14 protein-coding genes are annotated in these 23,291 nt (G+C 65.9%); 11 read left to right on the top strand and 3 right to left on the bottom strand.

The window, feature by feature from the left end; translation table 11 throughout:
- Nucleotides 1–432: 432 nt before the first annotated feature.
- From WDB66_RS10700 to rodA, 5 genes are read left to right on the top strand one after another with little or no spacing between them, the layout of a single operon-like run.
- Nucleotides 433–1,479 carry a rod shape-determining protein gene (locus tag WDB66_RS10700; protein ID WP_339398567.1) on the top strand — a complete coding sequence of 349 codons (1,047 nt, stop codon included), beginning with the start codon at nucleotides 433–435 and terminating at the stop codon, nucleotides 1,477–1,479.
- Between the two features lie 42 nt (nucleotides 1,480–1,521).
- Nucleotides 1,522–2,523 (top strand): rod shape-determining protein MreC, encoded by a 1,002-nt coding sequence (gene mreC / locus WDB66_RS10695; RefSeq protein ID WP_339398566.1) that lies wholly within the window; start codon nucleotides 1,522–1,524, stop codon nucleotides 2,521–2,523.
- The gene (gene mreD / locus WDB66_RS10690) at nucleotides 2,520–3,020 is read left to right on the top strand and encodes a rod shape-determining protein MreD (RefSeq protein ID WP_339398565.1); all 501 of its coding nucleotides are present in this window, start codon (nucleotides 2,520–2,522) and stop codon (nucleotides 3,018–3,020) included. Before mreC ends, mreD begins: the two co-directional genes overlap by 4 nt.
- Nucleotides 3,021–3,039: 19 nt before the next feature.
- A complete protein-coding gene (gene mrdA, locus WDB66_RS10685; protein WP_339398564.1) occupies nucleotides 3,040–4,902 on the top strand; it encodes a penicillin-binding protein 2 in 1,863 nt (620 codons plus the stop codon).
- Nucleotides 4,899–5,999, top strand: coding sequence for a rod shape-determining protein RodA (gene rodA / locus WDB66_RS10680; RefSeq protein WP_339398563.1), 1,101 nt, complete (start codon nucleotides 4,899–4,901; stop codon nucleotides 5,997–5,999). The genes mrdA and rodA overlap by 4 nt, the downstream gene beginning before the upstream one ends.
- A gap of 90 nt (nucleotides 6,000–6,089) precedes the next feature.
- On the opposite strand, the gene dusB is transcribed toward rodA, so the two are convergent.
- From dusB to WDB66_RS10665, 3 genes are all read right to left on the bottom strand, one after another.
- A complete protein-coding gene (gene dusB, locus WDB66_RS10675; RefSeq protein ID WP_339398562.1) occupies nucleotides 6,090–7,088 on the bottom strand; it encodes a tRNA dihydrouridine synthase DusB in 999 nt (332 codons plus the stop codon).
- Nucleotides 7,089–7,374: 286 nt separating this feature from the next.
- Entirely contained in the window at nucleotides 7,375–8,337 is a 963-nt protein-coding gene (locus tag WDB66_RS10670) for a ribokinase (RefSeq protein ID WP_339398561.1), read from the bottom strand.
- Nucleotides 8,338–8,347: 10 nt separating this feature from the next.
- Nucleotides 8,348–9,676 (bottom strand): NupC/NupG family nucleoside CNT transporter, encoded by a 1,329-nt coding sequence (locus WDB66_RS10665; protein WP_339398560.1) that lies wholly within the window; start codon nucleotides 9,674–9,676, stop codon nucleotides 8,348–8,350.
- Nucleotides 9,677–10,014: 338 nt separating this feature from the next.
- Between WDB66_RS10665 and WDB66_RS10660 the strand changes: the two genes are divergently transcribed.
- The 6 genes from WDB66_RS10660 to WDB66_RS10635 all read left to right on the top strand — a co-directional run bounded on the left by WDB66_RS10660 (nucleotide 10,015) and on the right by WDB66_RS10635 (nucleotide 23,158).
- A complete protein-coding gene (locus tag WDB66_RS10660) occupies nucleotides 10,015–10,578 on the top strand; it encodes a TMEM165/GDT1 family protein (RefSeq protein WP_489670853.1) in 564 nt (187 codons plus the stop codon).
- Nucleotides 10,579–10,638: 60 nt separating this feature from the next.
- A complete protein-coding gene (locus tag WDB66_RS10655; RefSeq protein WP_339398559.1) occupies nucleotides 10,639–11,613 on the top strand; it encodes an aldo/keto reductase in 975 nt (324 codons plus the stop codon).
- A 173-nt stretch (nucleotides 11,614–11,786) separates the two neighbouring features.
- On the top strand, nucleotides 11,787–11,984 hold the full coding sequence (locus WDB66_RS10650; RefSeq protein WP_339398558.1) for a hemin uptake protein HemP: 198 nt from the start codon (nucleotides 11,787–11,789) through the stop codon (nucleotides 11,982–11,984).
- A 4-nt stretch (nucleotides 11,985–11,988) separates the two neighbouring features.
- Nucleotides 11,989–12,609 (top strand): hypothetical protein, encoded by a 621-nt coding sequence (locus WDB66_RS10645; protein ID WP_339398557.1) that lies wholly within the window; start codon nucleotides 11,989–11,991, stop codon nucleotides 12,607–12,609.
- Between the two features lie 178 nt (nucleotides 12,610–12,787).
- A complete protein-coding gene (locus WDB66_RS10640; RefSeq protein ID WP_339398556.1) occupies nucleotides 12,788–13,528 on the top strand; it encodes a response regulator transcription factor in 741 nt (246 codons plus the stop codon).
- Nucleotides 13,529–13,855: 327 nt separating this feature from the next.
- Nucleotides 13,856–23,158 (top strand): hypothetical protein, encoded by a 9,303-nt coding sequence (locus WDB66_RS10635; RefSeq protein ID WP_339398555.1) that lies wholly within the window; start codon nucleotides 13,856–13,858, stop codon nucleotides 23,156–23,158.
- Nucleotides 23,159–23,291: the final 133 nt, after the last annotated feature.

Here is a 23,291-nt window from a genome sequence, read left to right as displayed (position 1 = left end):
CGCTTTGGATGAAGTGTCCCGCACACTTTTCTGCTGACGCGGCGCTCGCGGGTCTTTTGCGCCGCTCGCTGCGTTGTTCCTCCCCCCGGTGGGGCCTGCCACCGGGAGTCGTTGCGCCTTGCGAGCGGCGCAAAATACCTCGCGATCATCCACGCCCCTCATGAAATATCCGGGCTAGCCGGTTTTGCCATGCGGCCGGCCGCATGTGGGTACGGGCTCCCACACCGCTGCCGCCTCAGCGTGCCGATGGGTGTGGCGCCGCCCGGCGATGCGTGCGACCGGTATCGCAACTCCGGCCCGGGCGATGCATCCGGGAAGCCGCGCGAGGGGCATTTAACACCCTGATAACGCGAGGAAACACGCGCCTTGCCGGACATCGGGTGCGTTGCTAGGCTAGCGGACTTTTCTGCACCTTTTCCGGCGACCATCCGAATGTTCAAGACACTGCGCGGCATGTTTTCCAACGATCTTTCGATCGATCTGGGCACCGCCAACACCATCATCTATGTCCGTGGCCAGGGCATCGTGCTCAACGAGCCCTCGGTGGTCGCGATCCGCCAGGACAAGGTGCCCGGTTCTCCGCGCCAGGTCGCGGCGGTGGGCCTGGAGGCCAAGCGCATGCTGGGCCGCACGCCCGGCAATATCGCCACGATCCGTCCGATGAAGGATGGCGTGATTGCCGATTTCTCCACCACCGAGGAAATGCTCAAGCATTTCATCCGGCGCGTGCACAAGGCGCGCTTCCTGCGCCCGAGCCCGCGCGTGCTGATCTGCGTGCCCTGCGGTTCCACCCAGGTCGAGCGGCGTGCGATCAAGGAATCGGCCGAGGAGGCCGGCGCGCGCGAAGTGTTCCTGATCGAGGAGCCGATGTCGGCTGCGATCGGTGCCGGCATCCCGATCCACGAGGCACGCGGCGCGATGGTGCTGGACATCGGCGGCGGCACTTCGGAAGTGGCGGTGATTTCGCTCAACGGCATCGTCTATTCGCAATCGGTGCGGATCGGCGGCGACCGCTTCGACGAGGCCATCATCAGTTATGTGCGGCGCAACCACGGCACCCTGATCGGTGAAACCACGGCCGAGAAGATCAAGGTCGAGGTCGGCTGCGCTTTCCCGCAAGCCGAGATCAAGGAAATCGAGGTGTCCGGCCGCAATCTGGCGGAAGGGGTGCCGCGCAATTTCACGATCAACTCCAACGAGGTGCTCGAAGCCCTGCACGAGCCGCTGGCCGGCATCACCGCAGCGGTGCGCGCGGCGCTGGAGCAGACCCCGCCGGAGCTGTGCGCCGACGTTTACGAACGCGGCATCGTGCTGACCGGCGGCAGCGCGCTGCTGCGCGATCTGGACAAGCTGCTGTCCGAGGAAACCGGGCTGTACGTGCACGTGGCCGATGATCCGCTGACCTGCGTGGCGCGCGGCGGCGGCCGTGCGCTGGAGCTGATCGACATGCACGGCAACGATTTCTTCGCGCCCGAATAAGTCACGGCGTGGCCGCCCGAGCCGGTAGAGGAAGGTGTTGACGTGGTGCATTCGGGCAATGCCGGGGGAAGTCTGTTCGCCGAAGGGGGCGCCGGCACGCTGCGGCTGCTGGCCTATCTGGCGGCCGCGATGATCCTGATGGTGGCCGATCACCACGGCGGCCATCTGGAGCGCCTGCGCAACGCCGCAGGCCTGCTGACCGGGCCGATCTACCGTCTGGCCGGCACTCCGGCGCGGCTGGCGCGCGGCGTCTCCGGTCATCTGACCGCACAGCAGGACATGATCCGCGAAAACAGCGAGCTGCGCGAACAACTGCTGCTGGCCAATGCGCGACTGGACCGGCTGGCCAGTGTGCAGGTGGAGAACCTGCGCCTGCGGCAACTGCTCGGCGGCACCCGCGGCCTGCGCCTGAACGTGCAGCTGGCAAGCCTGATCGATGTCGATCTGGACCCGTTCCGCCATCGCATCCTGCTGGATGCCGGCAGCCGTCGCGGGGTCAGCGAAGGCCTGGCGGTGATCGATGCCGATGGTGTCGTGGGCCAGGTGCTGGCGGTGACGCCGATGAATTCCAGCGTGATCCTGGTCTCGGACCCGAGCCATGCGATCCCGGTGCAGGTGGTGCGCACCGGGCTGCGCGCGATCGCGTTCGGGACCGGCAGTGTGGATCGGTTGGAAGTGCCGAGCATTCCGCTCAGTGCCGATCTGCGCGTGGGCGATGTGCTGGAAACCTCCGGCATCGGCGGGCGCTTCCCGGCCGGGTTCAAGGTCGGCACCATCCAGCACCTGCATCCGGATGATACCCGGCTGTTCGTGGTGGCCGATGTGCAGCCGGCGGCGCGGCTGGATCGCGGTGGCGAGGTGCTGCTGGTGTGGAACGCACAGTCTCCGGATGACAAGCCGATGGGGCCGCTGCCGGAAGGAGTGATACCGGAGAACGGGGTTGCCGATCCGGCCACGCCGGCAGCAGCGGGTACGCCTTCCGACGCCACGCCGCCGCCTGCTGTACCCGACACGGAGCCTTCGGCCACGGAGCCTTCGGCATGAGCCGGCAACGCAATGGTGGCGGCATTGTCATCGCCACCGTATTGCTGGCGTTCGCGCTGGCGCTGTGGCCGTTGCCGGAGTATCTGGGGCTGTTCCGGCCCAACTGGCTGGCGCTGGTGGTGTGCTACTGGGTGCTGGAGGGTTCGGGTGGTTCACGCATGGGCCTGGGCTGGGCCTTCGTGCTGGGATTGGCGGCGGATCTGGTATTCGGCACGCTGATCGGCGAGCAGGCGCTGCGGCTGTGCGTGATCGCCTTCATCGTGCTGCGCTTCCGCGCGCGGCTGCGCTTCTTCACGCTGCTGCAACAGGCGTTCGCGGTGCTGGCGCTGCTGCTCAACGACCGCATCGTGGTGCTGATGATCCGGGCCCTGAGCGGCGAGGGTATGCCCGGCTGGGAGTTCTGGGTGGCGCCCTGGATCGGGGCGCTGATCTGGCCCTGGCTGTACGTGCTGCTGGATGACATCCGCCTGCGTCTGCGCAGCCGCGACGGATCATGAAGACGCGGCGGCCGCTGCCATGAAAAGAACGCCGCGCCAGCCGATGCGCAATCCGCTGCTTGAGGCCACGACGCAGCGGCGCCGGGCGGTGGTGGCGTTCGTGCTGGTGGTGTTGGCGTTCGTGGTGCTGGGCGCGCGCTTTGCCTGGTTGCAGGTCGCCAGTTTCGACGAATTCCACACCCGCTCGGAGGCCAACCGCATCAAGGCGCGGCCGATCGTGCCGGCGCGCGGGCTGATCTACGACCGCAACGGCCGCCTGCTGGCCGACAACGTGCCGGCCTACCGGCTGGACGCAGTGCGCGAGGATGTCGAGGACCTGGACGACATGGTCGCGCGGCTGCGTGAGGTGATCGAGCTGTCGGACGAGGATGTCGAGAGCTTCCTGGCCACGGCGCGGGCACGGCGCCGCTTCCAGCCGGTGACGATCAAGCTGCGCCTGAGCGAGATCGAGGTGGCGCGCTTCGCCGTGGACCGGCATCGTTTCCCGGGCGTGGAAGTGGTGCCGTATCTGAACCGGCGTTACCCGTTCGGCGAGCTGTTCGCGCATGTGATCGGCTATGTGGGAAGAATCGATGCGGCTGATCTGGAACGCGTTGACGCCTCGCGCTACAGCGGCGCCACGCATATCGGCAAGGCTGGCATCGAGCGTTTCTACGAGTCGCGCCTGCACGGGCAGGTGGGCGTGGAACACATCGAGGTCAATGCCGAGGGCCGGGTGCTGCGCGTGGTCGGGCGCGAGCAGGCGCACGCCGGGCAGGATCTTTACCTGACGATTGATGCCGAACTGCAGCAGGCCGTGGTGGATGCATTCGAGGGCCAGCATGGCGCGGCGGTGGTGCTGGACCCGCGCAATGGCGAAGTGCTGGCGCTGGCCAGTCTGCCCAGCTACGACCCCAATCCGTTTGTCAGCGGCATCGGCCGGCAGGCTTATGCCGAACTGCTGGATTCGCCATCGCGGCCGCTGTTCAACCGGGTATTGCAGGGCGGCTACGAACCCGGCTCCACGCTCAAACCTTTCGTCGCGCTGGCCGGGCTCGAACTGGGCCTGCGCACGCCGCGCGACACGACGTTTTCCTCCGGTGCTTTCAAGCTGCCCGGGCATGAGCGCGAATACCGCGACTGGCGCCGTGGCGGCCATGGCCATGTCGATCTGAAGGAGGCGATGGCGCAGTCGGTCAACACCTACTTCTTCCAGCTCGCGGTGGATCTGGGCATCGACCGTTTCAGCCAGTACATGGCGCGCTTCGGCTTCGGCCAGCCCACCGGCATCGACTTGCTGGGCGAGGCCAGCGGCGTGTTGCCGTCGCAGCAGTGGAAGCGGGCCACGCGCAACGAGGTCTGGTTTCCCGGCGAAACCGTGATCGCCGGCATCGGCCAGGGTTTCTGGGTGACCACGCCGCTGCAGCTGGCGCAGGCCACAGCGATGCTGGCCAATGGCGGCGTGCAGCGCACCCCGCATCTGCTGCGCGCCTCGCAGAGCGGGTTCGATGCGCCACAGATGATGGAACCGGTGGCGCCGCCGGGCGAACCGGTGGTCAGCAGCCCGGCACACCTGGCGGCGGTGGCCGAGGCCATGGTCGCGGTGCTGCATGGCCCCACCGGCACCGCGCGCAACCAGCTGGCACAGTTCGATCTGGATTACCACGTTGCCGGCAAGACCGGCACTGCCCAGCGCATCACCCGCCGCACCGATGTCGCGCTCAAGGTCGACGAATTGCCGTTCAACCAGCGCCACAATGCGCTGTTCGTCGGTTTTGCGCCGACGGACGCACCGCGTGTGGCGGTGATGGTGGTGGTGGAGCACGGCGGCTCCGGCTCCAGCGTCGCGGCGCCGGTGGCGTTGCGCATCATGGACGCCTGGCTGCGCAGGAATCCGGCATGAACGCGCTGTTGTACCGCTGGCGCCACCTGATCGGGCCGCCGCGCGTGGATATTTCGCTGCTGCTGGCGCTGCTGGCGTTGATCGGTGCCGGACTGGCGGTGCTGCACAGTGCCGCCGCCGGCGATATGCGGGTGGTCTGGTCGCAGGCGGTGCGCACTGGCGCCGGTCTGGCCGCGTTGCTGGTGCTGGCGCGGGTGCCGCCGGCGCGGTTGCGGCTGTGGGCACCGTGGATCTATCTGGCCACGCTGGTGTTGCTGTTGCTGGTGCCGGTCTTCGGCACCGGGCGCAGCGGCCGCCACTGGTTGTATCTGGGGTTTTTCTACATCCAGCCGGCGGAGCTGATGAAGATTTCGGTGCCGCTGATGGTCGCGGCCTTCCTCAACGAGCGCGTGTTGCCGCCGGGCTGGGGCGTGTTGCTGGCGTGCGCGGCCATTATTGGCGTGCCGACCGCGTTGATCGCGGTCCAGCCGGATCTAGGCACCGCGATGCTGGTGTGTGCCAGTGGCGTGTTCGTGGTGTTCTTCGCCGGCATGGCGTGGTGGCGCATAGGATTGCTGGCCGGGCTGGCGACGCTGGCGGCACCGATCGGCTGGAATTTCCTGCACGATTACCAGCGCCGGCGTCTGCTGACCTTCATGAATCCGGAAGCCGACCCGCTCGGCGATGGCTGGAACATCATCCAGTCCAAGATCGCCGTGGGCTCCGGTGGCACCTGGGGCAAGGGCTGGGGCCAGGGTACGCAATCGCGGCTGGAGTTTCTGCCCGAACACACCACCGATTTCATCTTCGCGGTGCTGGCCGAGGATTTCGGTTTCGTTGGGGTCTGCGCGATGTTGGCGCTGTACCTGTTCATCATCGGCCGCAGCCTGTGGATCGCGGCCAACGCGCGCGACAGCTTCGGGCGCGTGCTGGGCAGCGCGCTGGCCTGCACCCTGTTCGTCTACGTGCTGGTGAACGGCGGCATGATCACCGGCCTGCTCCCGGTAGTGGGCGTGCCGATGCCGCTGATCAGCTACGGCGGCACCTCCGCGGTGACGCTGCTGGCCGGCTTCGGCATCATCATGTCGCTGCATGCGCACCGGAAATTCCGGGGTTGAAAGCCAGGAGCCTGCGCCGGGTTTCACGGTGCCCGGAAAGGCGAGCCGGGAACAGCGAGTGGTTCCAGTCCGGCGCTGCCTTGCTGGCTGTCAGGCTGCCAGCCGTGCGGCGGGATCAAGGCCGGCGATCAGGGCGTCGAACCAGTCGGCGGTGATGCCGCGTTGCGCCTGCGCACTCTGCGCGGCATTGACCACGGCGCGGAAGGTGGCGGCTTCGGGGTGATCCTTGGCGTACCAGCCCAGATGCTTGCGCGCGATGCGCACACCATGTTCCTCACCATAGAAATCGTGCAGCGCGTCCAGATGCCCGAGCAGGATGTCGCGCACCTGGGGCAGTGAAGGCGGCGGCAAGTCTTCTCCGGTTTTCAGGAAATGCGCGATCCGGCCGAAGATCCACGGCCGGCCCTGTGCCGCGCGGCCGATCAGCAGGCCGTCGGCGCCGGTATGGGTGAGCACGGCGGCGGCCTTCTGCGGCGAGTCGATATCGCCATTGGCCAGCACCGGGATCGCAACCTCGGATTTGATCTGCGCGATGGTGTCGTATTCGGCCTGGCCGCTGTAGTGCTCGGCGCGGGTGCGGCCGTGCACCGCCAGCGCAGCGATGCCGGCCTGTTCGGCGATTTTCGCGATGCGCGGGCCGTTGCGGTTTTCGCAATTCCAGCCGGTACGGATTTTCAGCGTGACCGGCACATCGACCGCGCCGACGACCGCATCCAGGATGCGCCCGACCAGGGCTTCGTCCTGCATCAGCGCCGAGCCGGCCCAGACATTGCAGACCTTCTTCGCCGGGCAGCCCATGTTGATGTCGATGAGTTGGGCGCCGTGCTCGACGTTGAAACGTGCCGCCTCGGCCAGTGCGGCCGGATCGGCACCGGCGATCTGCACGCTGACCGGTGCCGGTTCGCCGTCATGATCCATGCGCCAGCGGCTCTTGCGGGTGCGCCACAGGCGCGGGTCCGAGGTGGTCATTTCCGACACGGCCAGGTCCGCGCCCAGACGCTTGCACAGCAGGCGGAACGGCTTGTCGGTGACACCGGCCATCGGGGCCAGCACCAGCGGTGTGTCGAAAGAGTAGGGGCCAAGTTGCATCGGGGAATTGTAGATGCAACTTCAATTCAAGCCCCAATGTGCGGGGGGGTGTGTACAGGATCATGGATTCATGCGGGCGTTTGGTGTTCCCTCTCCTCCGCTGGCGGGGGAGAAGGTCAGGGTGAGCGGGCGAACGCCGCAGGTGTGAGTGCTTTTGTGTGTCGCTATCGCGGAAAGCCCCCCTCACCCCAGCCCTCTCCCCCATCGGCGATGGGGGAGAGGGAGTGGTTTTCCGCGTTCAAGAGGCAAGTGCTGGAATCAACGAAAGCCAGACGTGAAACCCACATCAACCAAACCGTGCTTTCACCGCGTCGCGCGTGGGCATGGCGGAGGCGGCGCCCGGTGATTCGGTGGCCAGTCCGGCGACGTGGTTGGCAAAGCGCACCGCGTCGATGAAGTCGCCGCCATCCGCTTGCGCCAGTGCCGCGGCCAGCGCGCCGTTGAAGGCATCGCCGGCACCGGTGGTGTCGACCGGGGTCACCGGCGCTGCCGCCACCCGCTCGAAACTTCCGGCGGTACTGAAACGCGATGCGGTGCGGTGTGAGACGAAGGCGCCGGCCGCGCCCAGCGTCAGTACCAGGGTCTGGACCGGCAGCCGCAGCGCCAGCGCATGCAGTTCGCCATCACCGAGCAGGGCCAGCGTGGTGGCATCGATGTCCAGTTGCGCATGGCGCGCGAGCAGGTGGGCGAATTCGGTTTCGTTCGGGGTCAGCACATCGACCAGCGGCAGCAATGCGCCGTCTTCGCCGGCCAGCGCCGGGGCCGGGTTGTGCACCGTCAGCGCCTTGCCGGCGCGCGCCAGTTCCAGTGCGCGGCGCGTGGCATCCAGCGTGATTTCGTGCTGGGTCAGCAGCACCGCCGCGCGCTGGATGACATCGGCCTGTGCGTCGATGAAGTCCGGCGTCAGCGCCATGTTCGCGCCGGAGCCGACCACGATCAGGTTCTGGCCCGAGGCATCCACGATGATCGCGGCATTGCCGCTGGCGTGGTCGTCGCACCATTGCCAGTGCGCGTCGATGTTTTCCTGTTGCGCCAGCGCGGCGGCCTTTTCGCCGATGGTGTCGCGCCCCAGGGCACCGATGAAACCGACCTGTGCGCCTTGGCGTGCGGCTGCGACGGCCTGGTTGAAGCCCTTGCCGCCGGGGCCGGTGGAAAACCGGCCCAGACGGGTTTCACCCGGCACCGGGAAGCTCTCGCTGCGCCAGATGAAATCCTGGTTGTAGGAGCCGACCACGGCCACGCGCGACATGGCTGCCGCCTCAGCCGGCCGCGCAGGCCACGGTGGCGGCGGTTTCGGCCGACACCTGCATCACGTAGATGACGCCGGCGATCGTGGCGGTCATGAAGGTGGCGATTGAGCCGCCCAGCACCGCACGCAGGCCAAAACGGGCGAGATCCTGGCGGCGGTTGGGCGCCAGGCCGCCGATGCCTCCGATCTGGATTGCGATCGAGCTGAAGTTGGCAAAACCACACAGAGCATAGGTGGCCACAAGGATCGCCTGATTGCTCAGCATCATGTCCGGGGTCTTGCAGTTCACGATTTCGGCCAGGTTGAGATAGGCGACGAACTCGTTGATCACCACCTTCTGTCCAATCAGGCCGCCGACCGTGGTCGCGTCCTGCCACGGCACCCCGATGACCCAGGCGATCGGGGCCAGCAGGAAGCCGAACAGCGTGGAAAGATCGGTCGGGCGGCCGATCGCTTCAGCCAGCCCGGTGACATCGCCCAGCCAGGTCAGTGGCCAGTTGATCATCGCGATCAGCGCGATGAAGGCCAGCAGCATCGCGCCGATGTTCAGTGCCAGCTTGAGGCCGTCGGCGGCACCGGCGGCGGCGGCATCGATGACGTTGGCCGACGTTTTTTCCACTTCGATGCGGACGCTGCCGCGGGTCAGCGGATCGCCGGTTTCCGGGATCAGGATCTTGGCGATCACCAGCGTTGCCGGCGCCGCCATGATGCTGGCCGCCAGCAGGTGCTTGGCATAGAACACCTGCTGCGCCTCGTCGCCGCCGCCGAGCAGTGCGACATAGGCCGCCAGCACGCCGCCGGCGATGTGCGCCATGCCGCCGATCATCATCGTCAGCAGCTCGGATTCGGTCATCTTCGCGATGTACGGGCGCACCGTCAGCGGCGCCTCGGTCTGGCCGATGAACACGCTGGCGCAGACACTGGTGGTTTCCGCGCCGGATACCCGCATCACCTTGGTGATCGCCAGTGTCATGAGGCGTACCACCCACTGCATCACGTTGAAGTGGTACAGCACCGCCATCAGCGAGGCGAAGAAGATGATCGTCGGCAGCACCTGGAAGGCGAAGATGAAGCCATAGGTGTCGGTGTTCATCAGGCTGCCGAAGATGAATTCGGAACCGGCGTTGACGAAGCCCAGGATCTTCACGAAACCGTGACCGAGCGCATCGAACACGTCCTTGCCGCCCGGCACCACCAGCACCAGCACCGCGAAGCCGATCTGCAAACCGATGCCGGTCAGCACCAGCGGCCAGTCGATCGCGCGCTTGTTGTTGGAGAACAGGAAAGCCAGGCCGATCAGGCAGGCAAGGCCGAAGATTCCGAACAGGATATGCAGCATGGTCTAGGGGTCCCCGGGCTCCTCGATGCCGGAGCCGACGCGGGAGCGTAGGGCGAGCGCAACACGGTGTGCAAGCGGTGGTGCAGCAGCAACGCGCGTGAAGCGGCCGGCGATGGCCGCGCAGCGGCACTGCCGATATACTGCGCGGCCTCCTCTGGAGAGTAGTCCCGGCCGCCTTCCGGCGCGCCGTCGCAGTGTCCACATGCTTGGCCGGCAGGCCATGGCGCTGAGGATTCCGAATCGGACAAGACCATGGGTTGATGCGATGACCACCGGCCGGGCGGACATCGCATCGGCCTGTGCCGCTGCTCCGCCCGGTACGGATTCAGAACATCATCATGGAAACCCTCCTCGTCTCCACCTTTGCCGTCGCCATCGCCGAGATCGGCGACAAGACGCAACTGCTCGCCTTGCTGCTGGCCGCACGCTACCGCCGTTTCTGGCCGCTTGCCTGGGGCATCCTGCTGGCGACCGTGCTCAACCACGCCGTGGCCGCCTGGCTGGGCGCCTGGCTGGCGGCCTGGCTGTCGCCGGAACTGCTGCGCTGGATCGTTGGCGGTTCGTTCATCGCGGTGGCGCTGTGGACGTTGAAGCCGGACGCCATCGATGATGAAACGGCGCCGGAATCGCGCTATGGCGCGTTCGTCGCCACGACGGTCGCGTTCTTCCTGGCCGAGATCGGCGACAAGACCCAGGTCGCCACGGTGGTGCTGGCGGCGCAGTATTCGCCGCTGTATCTGGTGGTGATCGGCACCACGGTCGGCATGTTGCTGGCGAACCTGCCGGTGGTGGCGCTGGGGGCGAAATTCGCGGATCGGCTGCCGCTCAAATACGCGCGCTGGGGCGCGGCTGCGCTGTTCGCGGTGCTCGGGCTGTGGGTGCTGCTGGTGCCGCCGGGCTAGCTGGCGGCGGTGCCGGTTGCGGCACCGTACACTGGCGTCCGGTATCAATGGGAGACGGACGTGGAATATCGGCGACTGGGGCACAGCGGCTTGCAGGTTTCGGCGCTGTCATTGGGCTCGTGGATCACCTTCGGCGGCGTGCTGTCACGCGGGCAGGTGCGTGAGCTGGTGGCGGCCGCATTCGATGCCGGCATCAATCTGTTCGACAGCGCGGAAAACTACGCCCACGGTGCCGCCGAGCAATTGCTGGGTGATGTGCTGGCCGATCTGCGCCTGCCGCGCGATGCGTTTTGCGTCTGCAGCAAGGCGTTCTTCGGTGCGCAGCCGCAACCGGCTCCGACCCAGCGCGGGCTCTCGCGCAAGCACCTGCGTGATGCCTGCGATGCGGCACTGCGCCGGTTGCAGGTCGAATATCTGGACCTGTTCCTGTGCCATCGTCCGGACCCGGATACGCCGGTGGAGGAAACCGTCGCGGCGATGGATCAACTGGTCCGCGCCGGCAAGGTGCTGTACTGGGGCACCTCGGAATGGCCGGCCGATGCGATCCGCGAAGCAACCCGATTCGCCAGCGCCAACGGCATGGCTGGTCCGGATACCGAGCAGGCGCAGTACAACCTGCTGCACCGCGAGCAGGTCGAGTTCGAATACGCCGGGCTGCACGCTGATCTGGGTCTGGGCCTGATGGTGACTTCGCCGCTGGCTTCGGGCCTGCTCACGGGCAAATACATCGATGGTGCGGTGCCGGCCGATTCGCGGCTGGCGCGCCAGGATGCAGGCTGGCAGCCGAGGATGATGTATGGCCAGGATCGCCCCGCGCGCGAAGCGGCGGTGCAGCGCTTGACCGGGTTGGCGCACGAACTGGAAGTGGTGCCGGCTGTGCTGGCACTGGCCTGGTGTCTGGCCTATCCGCGCGTCAGCACGGTGATCCTGGGGTGTTCGTCGCTGGCGCAGCTGCAGCAGAACCTGCAAGCCTTGGAACTGGCGCCGCAGCTGGACGAGGCCACGCTGGCCCGGCTCAACGCGCTGCCGGGCTGAATCACGCGATATTGATCAACGCATCCGTTGTCACGCATCCGGCAGTGAGCGGCCATCGTTGCCGACTGCAAACAAGCGATCTGTATACGGCGCTTGACATGGGAATGATAATCATTACCATCCGTGGGCGTGGCCTGTCCGGCCCGATTCCCGTTCCTTGCCGAGTACCGACCATGAATCCTGTTCTTCACGCCGTTTCGTCCCATGTTCCCTCGCAGCACCCGGTGTCACTGGCTTCCAGCCAAGGGGGGCGCAGCCATGTCGACAGTCGCGAACTGCTGCGCGGCGAGCGCGAGTTGATCATCCACCACGGTGATCAGGAATACCGTCTGCGCCACACGCAGAACGACAAGCTGATCCTGACCAAGTGAGCCGATGAGCGCCATCGCGCTGCTGCTGCCCCGCCTGCGCCGTGCGCAGGCCCCTGTGCCGTCGGCCCGGCCCGTCTCCGCGCCGGTGCGCGGAGCATCGGCCGCAGCCGTCAACACCATCGATTGGCAGCACCTGGCGCCGGCACTGCAAACCCTGGGGCCGGTATTGCATGTGGATGGGCTGGCCACCGGCGTGGTGCCGGAACTGATTTCATCAGTACCGTGGCCAGCGCGCCCCGAACTGCTCGGGCTGGTCTGTGCACGGCGCCTGGTGGCCAGCGTGCTGGTGGACAGCCATGGTCCGCGTGAATCGCTGCATTTTCTCGGTGCCGGTGGCTGGCCGCTGGCCAGCATCTGGCTGTTGCCCGACAGCGATTTCCTGGCCTGGGAACGTCTGCTCGAACACCTGCCCGACACGCCCACCGCAGACGTGGCCTGGTGGCAGGAACTGCCGCATCATGCGCCGCGCGGTTGTGCCCGGGTCCGGCGTTTCAGCAGTACCCGGCTGGGTGACCACGCCCTGATCGATGCCGCGCCTGCGGCGCATCTTTCCCATATCGGCCGGGAACGGGCACGGCAGATTGCCGCCGTGGCCGGCGCCCGGCTGGATGAATCCACGATCTGAATCCGATGCGGCATGAAGCCGCGTGGCGGGCTTTGCGTCGGCATTAATCTGCCGTCTGCGGATGGGTCCAGAGGCTTGATGTAAACTGGCCGATGTGGAAAATCCCCACACTCCGGTTTTTCGCGCGCGGGGATACTTCATGTACGTCCCGCGCCGTCTTTGCTTATTCAGAGTTGCCATGCCAGACGCCAGCAGCATCCGTACACAGACCGGCCTGGCCCGTGTCGTGGTGGTGGAAGACGACGCCGAACTGCGTGACAGGATTCTGGTTCCGGGTCTGATCGATTTCGGATTCGAAGTGACCGGTGTTGATTCGGCCGAGGCCTTGTACCGGCATATTCTCGGCAATGCCTGCGAACTGGTGGTGCTGGATGTGGGCCTGCCGCAGGAGGACGGCTTTTCCGCCGCCACCCATTTGCGCGATGCCCTGGGCATGTCGGTGGGCATCGTGATATTGACTGGCCGCGATGCAGGGCAGGATCGGGTGCGCGGCCTGTCCGGCGGCGCCGATGCCTATCTGGCCAAGCCACTGCAGATCGAGGTGCTGGCCGCCACGCTGCACAGCCTGCTGCGGCGCATGAAAGCGGCACCGGCCGGGATCGAGACCGCACCGCTTCCAACCCTGCCCGAATGGCGGCTGGAATCGGATGGCTGGTGCCTGCGTTCGCCCAAGGGCAAGTCGATGGCGCTGACGCTGGCCGAGCGCCGCGTGATGACGCTGCTGGTGGCGGGCGGCGGCGAGCCGGTCGAACGCGAAATCCTGATCGCCGAATTGACCGAGGATGTCGCCAGCTTTGATCCGCATCGCCTGGAAATGATCGTGCACCGCCTGCGCCGCAAGGTGGAACAACGCACCGGCCAGACCCTGCCGCTGCGTGCGGTGCGTGGCACCGGCTACGTGTTCGCCAGCGGGGGCTGAGCCGGGGTGCCGTGATTTTTGCGCAGAATCCGCGCAGTTCAGATGTCAGATGCGCGGCAAAAGCAAGAGTTCACATGTGTTTTCAATCACAGATTTCATATTTTCACGCCGCTGGACGAGATTCGGAACGGCTCCATGCCGCATTGCAGCATGATTTCGCCTGATCGGATGATCGCGGCAGATGGGAAGTGAAAGAGTGTGTGAGTTTGGGTGCGTGAAGTGCCGTCATGCAGTAGCGAGCATTGATTGGGTACGGTCCCGTGCAATGCGGGTCCGGTTTGCCATGTCTCGTATTTTTTGCTGGAAGAAGAACAGGGTGGGAAATCCATGAACAAGACTTCCGTTTTCGTGCGCTCCGGCGCGCGTCTGCTGGCGGCGTGCCTGGGGCTGTTGTCCCTGGCAGCGGTCCAGGCGCAAACGCCGGTGGTGACGCCTTCACCGGCAGCGGCCGAGGCACTGCTCGGTGAGCAGTTCTGTTTCGATGTGCCGTGGGAAAATACTGGTTCGCCCGGTTACGGCCCGTACCTGCGCGTACTGCTGCCGCCAGAGGTGCTGTTTGACGGTGCGCAGATGTTCGGCAGCAACCTGACCGTCGTCACCAATACAACGTTCCCCCCCGCGCCGGGCAACACCCTGGCCGACCCCCTGTTCCTGCCGGCGACCGCGCCGGGCAACCAGGTCACCGCGCCGGAAGGCTGGCGGATGGTGGTTCTGGAAATGCCGCTCGGCTCGGTGGTGGCCAACGGCCCGGACCTGATTACCGAGCTGTGTGTGAACACCAACAACACGCCGCCGAATCTGGCCGACATCGGCAACCCCTATCCGATCCAGATCACCCCGCTGTACCGCTACGGCGATTCCCCCACCGGTTCCAGCACCGAGGCCGGTAGCACTGTCAATCCGACGATCACCCCGCAGGTGCTGATCCTGACCAAGGAAAACACCGCACCGGAAGACGAGCGTCCGCCCGGCCCTGTCTGGCAGTACGACTATGTACTGAGCGTGGACATCGCCAGCGCCGCGCTGATCAGCCCGCTGACCCTCACCGATACCCTGCCGCCGAACGTCCAGTTCGTGGGCCCGGTGACGATCACGGGGGGCGATAGCTGCTCCACCACGACACCTTCCACCGCCACACCGGGCGGTGAACTGGAAGTCGTCTGTAGCGGAAACCATTTGGGTGCACCGGGTGGCGGCGATGTTGTCGTCAGCTTCCCGGTCTACATCACCGACATCCTCGACGAAACCGGCTGCGGCACGCAGCTGCTGACCAATACCGCCACGGCCAACGCCAGCTATCTGCCCCCAGGCGCCGGCGCCATCGTGCTGCCGGAAGACACCGATCAGTCGCAGGTCACGGCAAAGCACGTCGCGGTGCAGAAGAGTGCAAGCGCCAGCTCCGGCACCCCGGACGGCACCGTCACCTATACGCTTAACTTCCAGACCACCGAATATGGCGTCACCGATGCGCTGACCGTGCTGGATACGCTGCCCGATGGCGTGGATTTCAATATCGGCAGCGCCCAGATCACCATCGGTGGTAGTGGCCCGAACGGCATCACGCCGGTCTACTCCCCGGGCGTCAACGACACGCTGGAATTCGATGTGCGCGCCGCCAACGGTGCCAACATCCCGGCCGGCACCGCGATCCAGATCACCTATACCGCGGATGTGCTCCAGCTCTACAAGGGCAATGGTGCGCCGGTGCTGGCCGCTGACCCGCTGACCAATACCGTCGTGGCGACTTACGGCCTGACCGCTGGCGCTGGCGCCTGCACCGACGGTTCGGCTGCGACCGTGACGATTGACCCGGTCGCAATTCGCAAGGAACTGCTCAGCACCGGCCCGTTCGTTCCGGGCGACTACGTGACCTTCCGCCTGTCGATGGCGATCCCGTCGGGCGATACTAAGAATGTGGTCTTCACCGACTACTTCCCTTTGCCGGTATTCGACGTTGACGACATCAACTTGACCTACGGCGGGCCGGATATCTTCCGTGCGATGCCGCCGGCCGACAACGAGGACACGTTGGACCTGATCCCGACGGCGACCATTGATTCGGATGCCAATGCGTTGATCCTGACCTATCCGGACATCAACACCACGACGGCGCAGGTGGTGGCGGTTGACGTGCGCGTGCGGGTTCAGCCGGATGCCTTCGCCGATGACCTGTTCCTGACCAACGTCTTCCGCGGCACGTCCAACAACAGCATCAATGAATCGGCTGCGGGCGAAGCCCCGGTCCAGATCCATGTGCGCGCGCCGGATCTGACGATGACCAAGGGCGTGCTCAGCACCAATGGCTCGGGCACGATCAGCCCGCCAGCGGCAACGCTGCCGGTGAATGGAAACCTGACCGGTGCCGATGCCGGTGACCAGGTGGTCTATCGCCTCACGATTGAAAACACCGGTGGAGCCGATGCCTACACGCTGGTCGCCACCGATACCGTGCCGGCCGGCCTGGCCTGCACCACGGCGACCGCAGCGCGCGCCGATGGGCAAACGCTGAGCATGACCGGCAACCTGTTCAATCCAACAGGTGCCACCTTGAGCATTCCCGGTGACGCCAATGCGCCGGTGTTGCTTGCCGGCGGTGCCACGCCCGCCGGTTCGGATACCGCCTACATCGACGTGACCTGCACCATCGCCAGCAATGTGCTGCCGGGCGCAGGCCCGATCACCAACACCGCCAGCGTCACCTGGGCCCCGTATCACGGCCCGACTTGCTCGGCGGCTCCGACTGATCCTGCTTGCGTGGAAACCTTCCCGCCGGTCACCGACACCGCCGATGTCGGCATCCGCAATGTCGCGCTGACCAAGAGCATCGTTGCCACGTCCGAAGCTGCCAGCACCAATCCCAACGTGCTGATCGGCGAAATCGTGCGCTATCGCCTTGTAGTGGAAGTGCCCGAGGGCCAGATTCCCAATGCCGTGGTGCGTGATGCCTTGCCGAACGGCATGCAGTATCTGGGCAATGCCCGCATTGCTTTGGTTTCCAACGGTGGTCTGACCGCAACCGGCGTCGGTGCGGGCGCCACCATGACGACGCTGCCGGCAGCACCGATGACCTCCGCAGGCGCAGCCATCGACGCCACCGCAGGACAAGGCGGTTCTGGCACCTTCAACTGCACTGGCACAACCTTCAACGAAGGTACGGACCCATGCTTCAGCCTGGGTGATGTGACCAATGCCGACAGCGATGCCGATGCCGAGTTCATCGTCATCGAGTTCAACGCGCTGGTGCTGAACGTCAGCGGCAACGCCCCTGGCACCACTCGCAACAATAACTTCCGCGTTGGCAGCGGGACGACTCAGGTCGGTCCGGTTTCCGGCAATGTCGGTGTCACCATCCGTACCCCGAACGTCACTGTCGGCAAGAGCGTCAGCCCCAACAGCGGCGTGCAGGCCGGCGATCCTGTCACCTACACGCTGACCATCAGCAACGGCTCTGCTGCCACCGTGATGCCGGCCTATGACGTGGTCGTCAATGACGTGCTGCCGGCGCAGTTGGAGCTGGTCAGCATCACAGGTACCACTTCGACAGGCGGTGCGAGCGCGTTCGTCGATACATCCAACATCCCCGGCAACACCATCTCCGGCACCATCGACGTGATTCCTGCAGGTGGATCGGTGACGATCACTTACTCCGCGACTGTGCTGGTTGCGGCGGCACCCGGTTCTTCCATCATCAATGCCGTCAACGCCGGCTGGAGCAGTCTGCCGGGCGACAGCGGCACCGGCCCGAACGACACCGGTTCCACTACGCCGGGCGCTCCCGGTGCCACGAATGGCGAGCGCGAATTCACTGGCAACGCCAACGCCCCCATCGGCGTGACCCCGGTCACGCTGGGCAAGGCCCTGGTCGGCACTTCGCTGGGCTATACCGGCGGCGCGGGTCTGGCGATTGGTGAAATCGCCACGTTCCACATCACCGCGACGATTCCCGAAGGCACCACGCCGCAGCTGACCATCACTGACGAGTTGCCGAATCTGATGACGGTGGTTGGTACGCCGACGGTGGTCTCGACCGGCAGCGGCATGACCGTTGCGGATGGCAGCGGCTCGCCGGTGGTTAGTGGCGCCGACAACCACATCGTCACTTTCAACTTCGGCCAGGTGATCAATCCGGTTGACAACAACAGCCCGACGCCGCAGACCATCGTGGTGGAGGTGCGGGGCCGCCTGCTCGATGACGCGGCGCCGTATTCCAACAACAACGGCGAAACCCTGACCAACCGTGCGTCGGTCAACTTCGGCACCGGCACCGAAGGCAGTGCCGAGGCGGAAGTGAACGTGGTCGAGCCCTTGCTGTCGATCAACAAATCCAGCCCGATCACCAGCGGCCAGGCCGGCGAAACCGTCAGCTTCACCGTGACCGTGGAACATCTGCCGACTTCAGCCATGGAGGCGCGCACGGTGCAGGTCATCGACACCCTGCCGACCCCGGCCGGGCTGCAAGGCCTGACTGTGACCAGCACTGCGCTCACTGGTGGCGGTTGTCCGGTTGCTCCGGATCCGGTGCCGGTGGTGAGCGACAGCAGTAACGCTTCCGGTCTCGACATCCTGGTCGAATTCCTGCCGCTGGGCTGCTCGCTGGAAATCCAGTACAGCGCCACGCTGATGAACGATGTCGTGGTCAATACCGATGTCGTCAACACCGCCAACCTGACCTGGCATTCGATCGATCCGACCCATCCGGATGCTGACGAAGGCCGCGATTACAGCGACAGCGACGACCACACCGTGCGGATCTCCTCGCCGGGCATGAGCAAGTCCGTGTTCGCGGTGAACCCGGACATCGGTGATGGCGAACTGGGTGTGGCGCCGGACGTGCCGATCGGTGGTGAGGTGACCTATCGCTTCACCGTCGAGTTCCCGGCCGGTGACAGCTTGGCGGCACAGGTTTACGACCAGTTGCCGGTCAACACCGTGTCGATGAACGTGGTGTCCTCGCGCATCGTGGCGGTCGGCAATGCCATCAGTGGCATCAATGCCACTTCGACGCCGGTAGCCGGTACGCCCGGCACGCCGGTGGGCGTTCCCAGCGACGGCGCCGATGCGGACAGCTACAACGACCGCGTGACCTGGAGCCTGGGCGACCTGCGCGCCGCCACCAGCGGCGACCGCACGATGACCTTCGAGGTGGTGGCGCAGGTGATGGATACCGGGCAGACGGCCGGTGGCGTCACCGTCACCAACACCGCCGGCTTCACCGCCAGCTCGATCCCGACGCCGATCACCGCGACCGCCAACGTCGATATCGTCGAGCCGCTGCTGGATATCGCCAAGGCGCTGACGCTGCTGAACGGCGCGGCGATCGATCCGGCGCACATCGTGCAGGCCGGCGACGTGCTGACCTTCCAGATCACGCTCTCGCATCAGGCCGCTTCCACCGCGACCGCGTTCAACGTGGACGTGACCGACGTGCTGCCCAACCCCGGCGTGGACTACCTCACCGGCTCGGTCGGCGGCACCTGTGGCGCGACCGCCGACGCCAGCGCGCATCCGACCATGGTGTTCTCGTTCAACGAGCTGACCAAGGCCGATGCAAGCTGCACGATCACGTACCAGGCCACCGTCACCAACGATGTGAATCCGGGTACGACCTACCAGAACCTGGCATCGGCGGCGTGGGACTCGCTGGAGAATCCACCGACCCCGGCAGATAACGGCAACCGCCGTGGCAGCACCGGTACAGTGCGCGACAACTTCACCATCCTGGCGCCGACCCTGGCCAAGGTGGTGGCGTCCACCTCGCTGGGTGATACCGGCACGGGCCAGCACACCGGCCTGGATGATCTGGCCATCGGTGAGCAGGTCACCTACACGCTGACCATCGGCTTCCCGCAGGGCACCACGCTCAATGCGGTGCTGGTGGATACCTTGCCGGCGGGCCTGCGTGCGATCAGCGCAAGCACGGTGCCGGTGTTCGGAAACACCGGCATTTCGACTGGTTTCAGTGCTCCGGTGATTGCGCCGGATGGCAGCAGCGTGACGTTCAACTTCGGTGCCATCGTCAACCCGGCCAACGGCATCACCACCGATGACTGGATCTCGGTCCAGGTGACGGCGGTGGTGGAAGATGCTGCGGCCAACGCAGATGGTGTGGTGTTGACCAACACCGCCGTCTTCAGCAATGGCAGCTCGCCGGATGTGCAGGATCAGGAAAGCGTCGAACTGGTTGAACCGGATCTGGCGCTGGCCAAGGCCATGGCGGCCGGCACGACCGGCGGCAGTGCCGAGATCACGCTGACCATCACCAACAACGGCACCGGCCCGGCTTACGACGTGGTGCTGGAGGATGTGCTGTCGAACACGGTGTGGAATGCGTCGAGCGTCACGCTTGGCACCACGCCGGCCGGTTTCACCGGTGCGGTGCTGGCTGATACGCCGGCAGCAGGCCAGACCACGGTGCGTTTCAGCAGCAATGCCGGTGTCGGCCTGCTGCCGGGCGCCAGTGTCACCGCGACGTTCAATGCCACGCTGGCGGTGTTCCCGCCGGAACAGAACCCGGTGCCGAATACCGGCACGATCACCGACAACAGCTCCATGCCGGGTGACCCGGACGATGAGCGTGACTACCCGCCCGTGGAAGATGATGCCTCGCTCGGATTCCCGGATCCGGTCGTGACCAAGAGTGTGACCAACACCGGCAGCGGTACCAGTGGCGCCTTCGTGCCGGGCGATGTGGTGGTGTTCGAAATTCTGGTCGCCAATATCGGCCAGGCGCCGTTGACCGGTGTGACGCTGACCGACATCGTGCCGACCAATACCACGTTCGATGCCGCTGGCAGCCATGCCGACTGGGCACCGTCCTGCGCCGATGGCGCGGTAGCGGGCACGAACTGTGCACTGGGCACTGCGTTCGACGTGGCGGCCGGCAGTTCGGTGGCACGCACCTTCGCGGTGCGGATCGACAACCCGCTGCCGTTCGGCGTGGACCAGGTCGCCAACCAGGCGATCATGACCTCGCCCGACCTGCCGCCGGGCGATCCGACCGTGCCCAGCGACGATCCGGATACGCCGACCCCGGATGATCCGACCATCGTGCCGATCGTGGCCGCGCCGGATCTGGTGCTGACCAAGGTCGATGACGTGGCAGGCGGCGATGTTGCGCTGCCGGGCGACACCATCGTGTACACGCTGACCTACCAGAACGTCGGCAACCAGCTGGCGACCGGTGTGACCATCACCGAAACGGTGCCGGCCAATACCACGTTCAACGCCGCCGCCAGCGCTCCGACGGTGTGGAGCTGTGACGGTGTGGCTGCGGGCTCGACCTGTACCCTCACCATCGGTGATGTGCCGGGTGCAAGCACGCCAGTCGATGTGTACTTCGCGGTGGTGATCGATGATCCGGTTGCCGCAGGCACCACCACCATCGGCAATACCGCCGTGGTGGCCGCCGGCCCGGGCAATCCGGCCGATCCGACGCCGGACAACAACACCGACGACGAAACCACGCCGCTGGAAGGCACGCCAGGGCTGCAACTGACCAAGACCGATGGCGATGTCAGCACGGTGCCGGGCGGTGTCGTGGCCTACACCCTGCGCTACTGGAACAGCGGCGATCTGAACGTCGACAACGGTGTCATCACCGAGACGGTGCCGGCCAATACCGTGTTCGTGCCCGGCGCACCGAGCACTGCGGGCTGGGTCTGCGCACCGGACAACAGCGCAGGTTCGAGCTGTACGCTGGCGGTCGGCACGTTGATCGGTCAGACCACGGCTGCCGATGCGGCGAGCGCGACCTTTGCGGTGCAAGTCGATGACCCGCTGCCGGCTGGCGTGAATGCGGTGTTCAACGCTGCCGTACTGGGCACCACCGATCCGGGTGGCCCCGAAACCCCGCCGGCCACCGATGACACGCCGGTGACCGCAACGCCTGACCTCGCGATCACCAAGACCGCCGGCGCCACCAGCGTCGAGCCGGGTGACGTGCTGGTCTACACCCTGAGCTACCAGAACATCGGCAATCAGGGTGCGACCGGTGTGGTCATCACCGAAACCGTGCCGGCCAATGTCACCTTCAATGCCGGTGCAAGCACGCCGGGCTGGAGCTGTGCCGATGGTTCGGCGGCGGGAACGCCCTGCACCTTCAGTGTGGTGGGTGAAGTAGCGGCCGGTGCGGCGGCGGTCAACGTGCTGTTCGCGGTCAACATCCCCGATCCGATCCCGGCAGGCGTAGAAGACATCTTCAACGCGGTGTCGATCGCCGATGACGGCAGCAACGGCCCGGATCCGACCCCGGACAACAACCAGGACACCACCACAATCCCGGTGGACGCGATGCCGGCGCTGACGGTCAGCAAGACCGACAGCGGCGTCAGCGTGGGCGCGGGCGACACCCTCAGCTACGCCATCAGCTACCAGAACACCGGCAACCAGAACGCCAGTGGCGTGGTGCTGACCGAAACCGTGCCGGAGCACACCACCTACAGCGGCGGCGGCTGGAGCTGTACGCCGAATGCCGATGCCGGCTCGGTCTGCACCCTGCTGGTGGGTGACGTGGCGGCCGGTGCCAACGGCAGCGCCAGCTTCGTGGTGACCGTGGCCGACCCAATCCCGGCCGGTGTGGAAAACATCGCCAACCGCGTGACGGTCCATTCCGATGGTGATGGTGGCGAACCCGATGAGCCGCCGCCGGGTCCGGGCGAGCCGGGTCATGACCCGACCGATCCGCGTCAGGACGAGGAAGACACCCCGGTGGATGCCCTGCCGGAGCTGGTGGTGACCAAGACCGACAACGGTGCCGAGGTGCAGCCGGGTGACAGCATCACCTACGAGATCGGCTACCAGAACATCGGTGACCAGAACGCCACCGGCGTGGTGCTGACCGAAACCGTGCCCGAACACACCACGTTCAGCGGCAGCGGCTGGGTCTGCGCGCCGGATGCCAACGCCGGTTCCACCTGTATCCATGAGGTGGCGGGCGAAGTGGTGGCCGGTGCGGCGGTGGTGACGGTGCCGTTCGTGGTGACGGTGGACGACCCGCTGGCTTCCGGTGTGGATCTGATCGCCAACCGCGTGACGATCCATTCCGATGGCGACGGTGGCGAACCCGACCAGCCGCCGCCGGGTCCGGGTGAGCCGGGTCATGACCCGACCGATCCGCGCAATGACGACGAGGAAACGCCAGTCGAAGCGATTCCGGATCTGGTGATCGTCAAGCGCGCCAACAATCCGGTCGCGGTGCCGGGCTCGGTGCTGGGCTTCACCCTGACCTACAGCAACGTCGGTGACCAGGACGCCACCGGCGTGGTCATCACCGAAACCGTGCCGGCCAACAGCACCTTCAACGAGGCCGGCAGCACGCCGGGCTGGAGCTGTGCCGATGCCTCGCCCAGCGGCACCGTCTGCGAATGGACGGTCGGTGACCTGGCGGCGGATGGGGTTGAACACGAAGTGGTGTTCGCGGTGACGGTGCTGGCTTCCGGTGGCATCGAGAACGTCGCCAGCATCGACGACGATGGCAGCAACGGTGACGACCCGACCCCGGACAACAACACCAGCGATGTGCGCGTCATGGGCAATCCGACCTGGATTCCGGTCGATTCACCCTGGGCACTGCTGCTGATGGCAATGGCGCTGGGCCTGTTGGCCATGCGTCACCGGGCTAGGTTGAGCTGATCCGACCAAGGTTCCGGCGGGACCAGCACCTGCCGGAACCGCTGTCGACAATCAGGAAAAAGACAAGCCCCGCCACACGGCGGGGCTTTTTTGTGCCTGTGATTTTTGGCTTGTCGCGCCCCCTTGGGGTGCG

It is taken from the genome of Denitratimonas organivorans, from assembly GCF_037478135.1.
In the GTDB taxonomy this organism is placed as follows: domain Bacteria; phylum Pseudomonadota; class Gammaproteobacteria; order Xanthomonadales; family Xanthomonadaceae; genus Denitratimonas.
The sequence above is the reverse complement of the archived record's forward strand: the minus strand, read 5'-3'. Positions and strand labels throughout refer to the sequence as shown.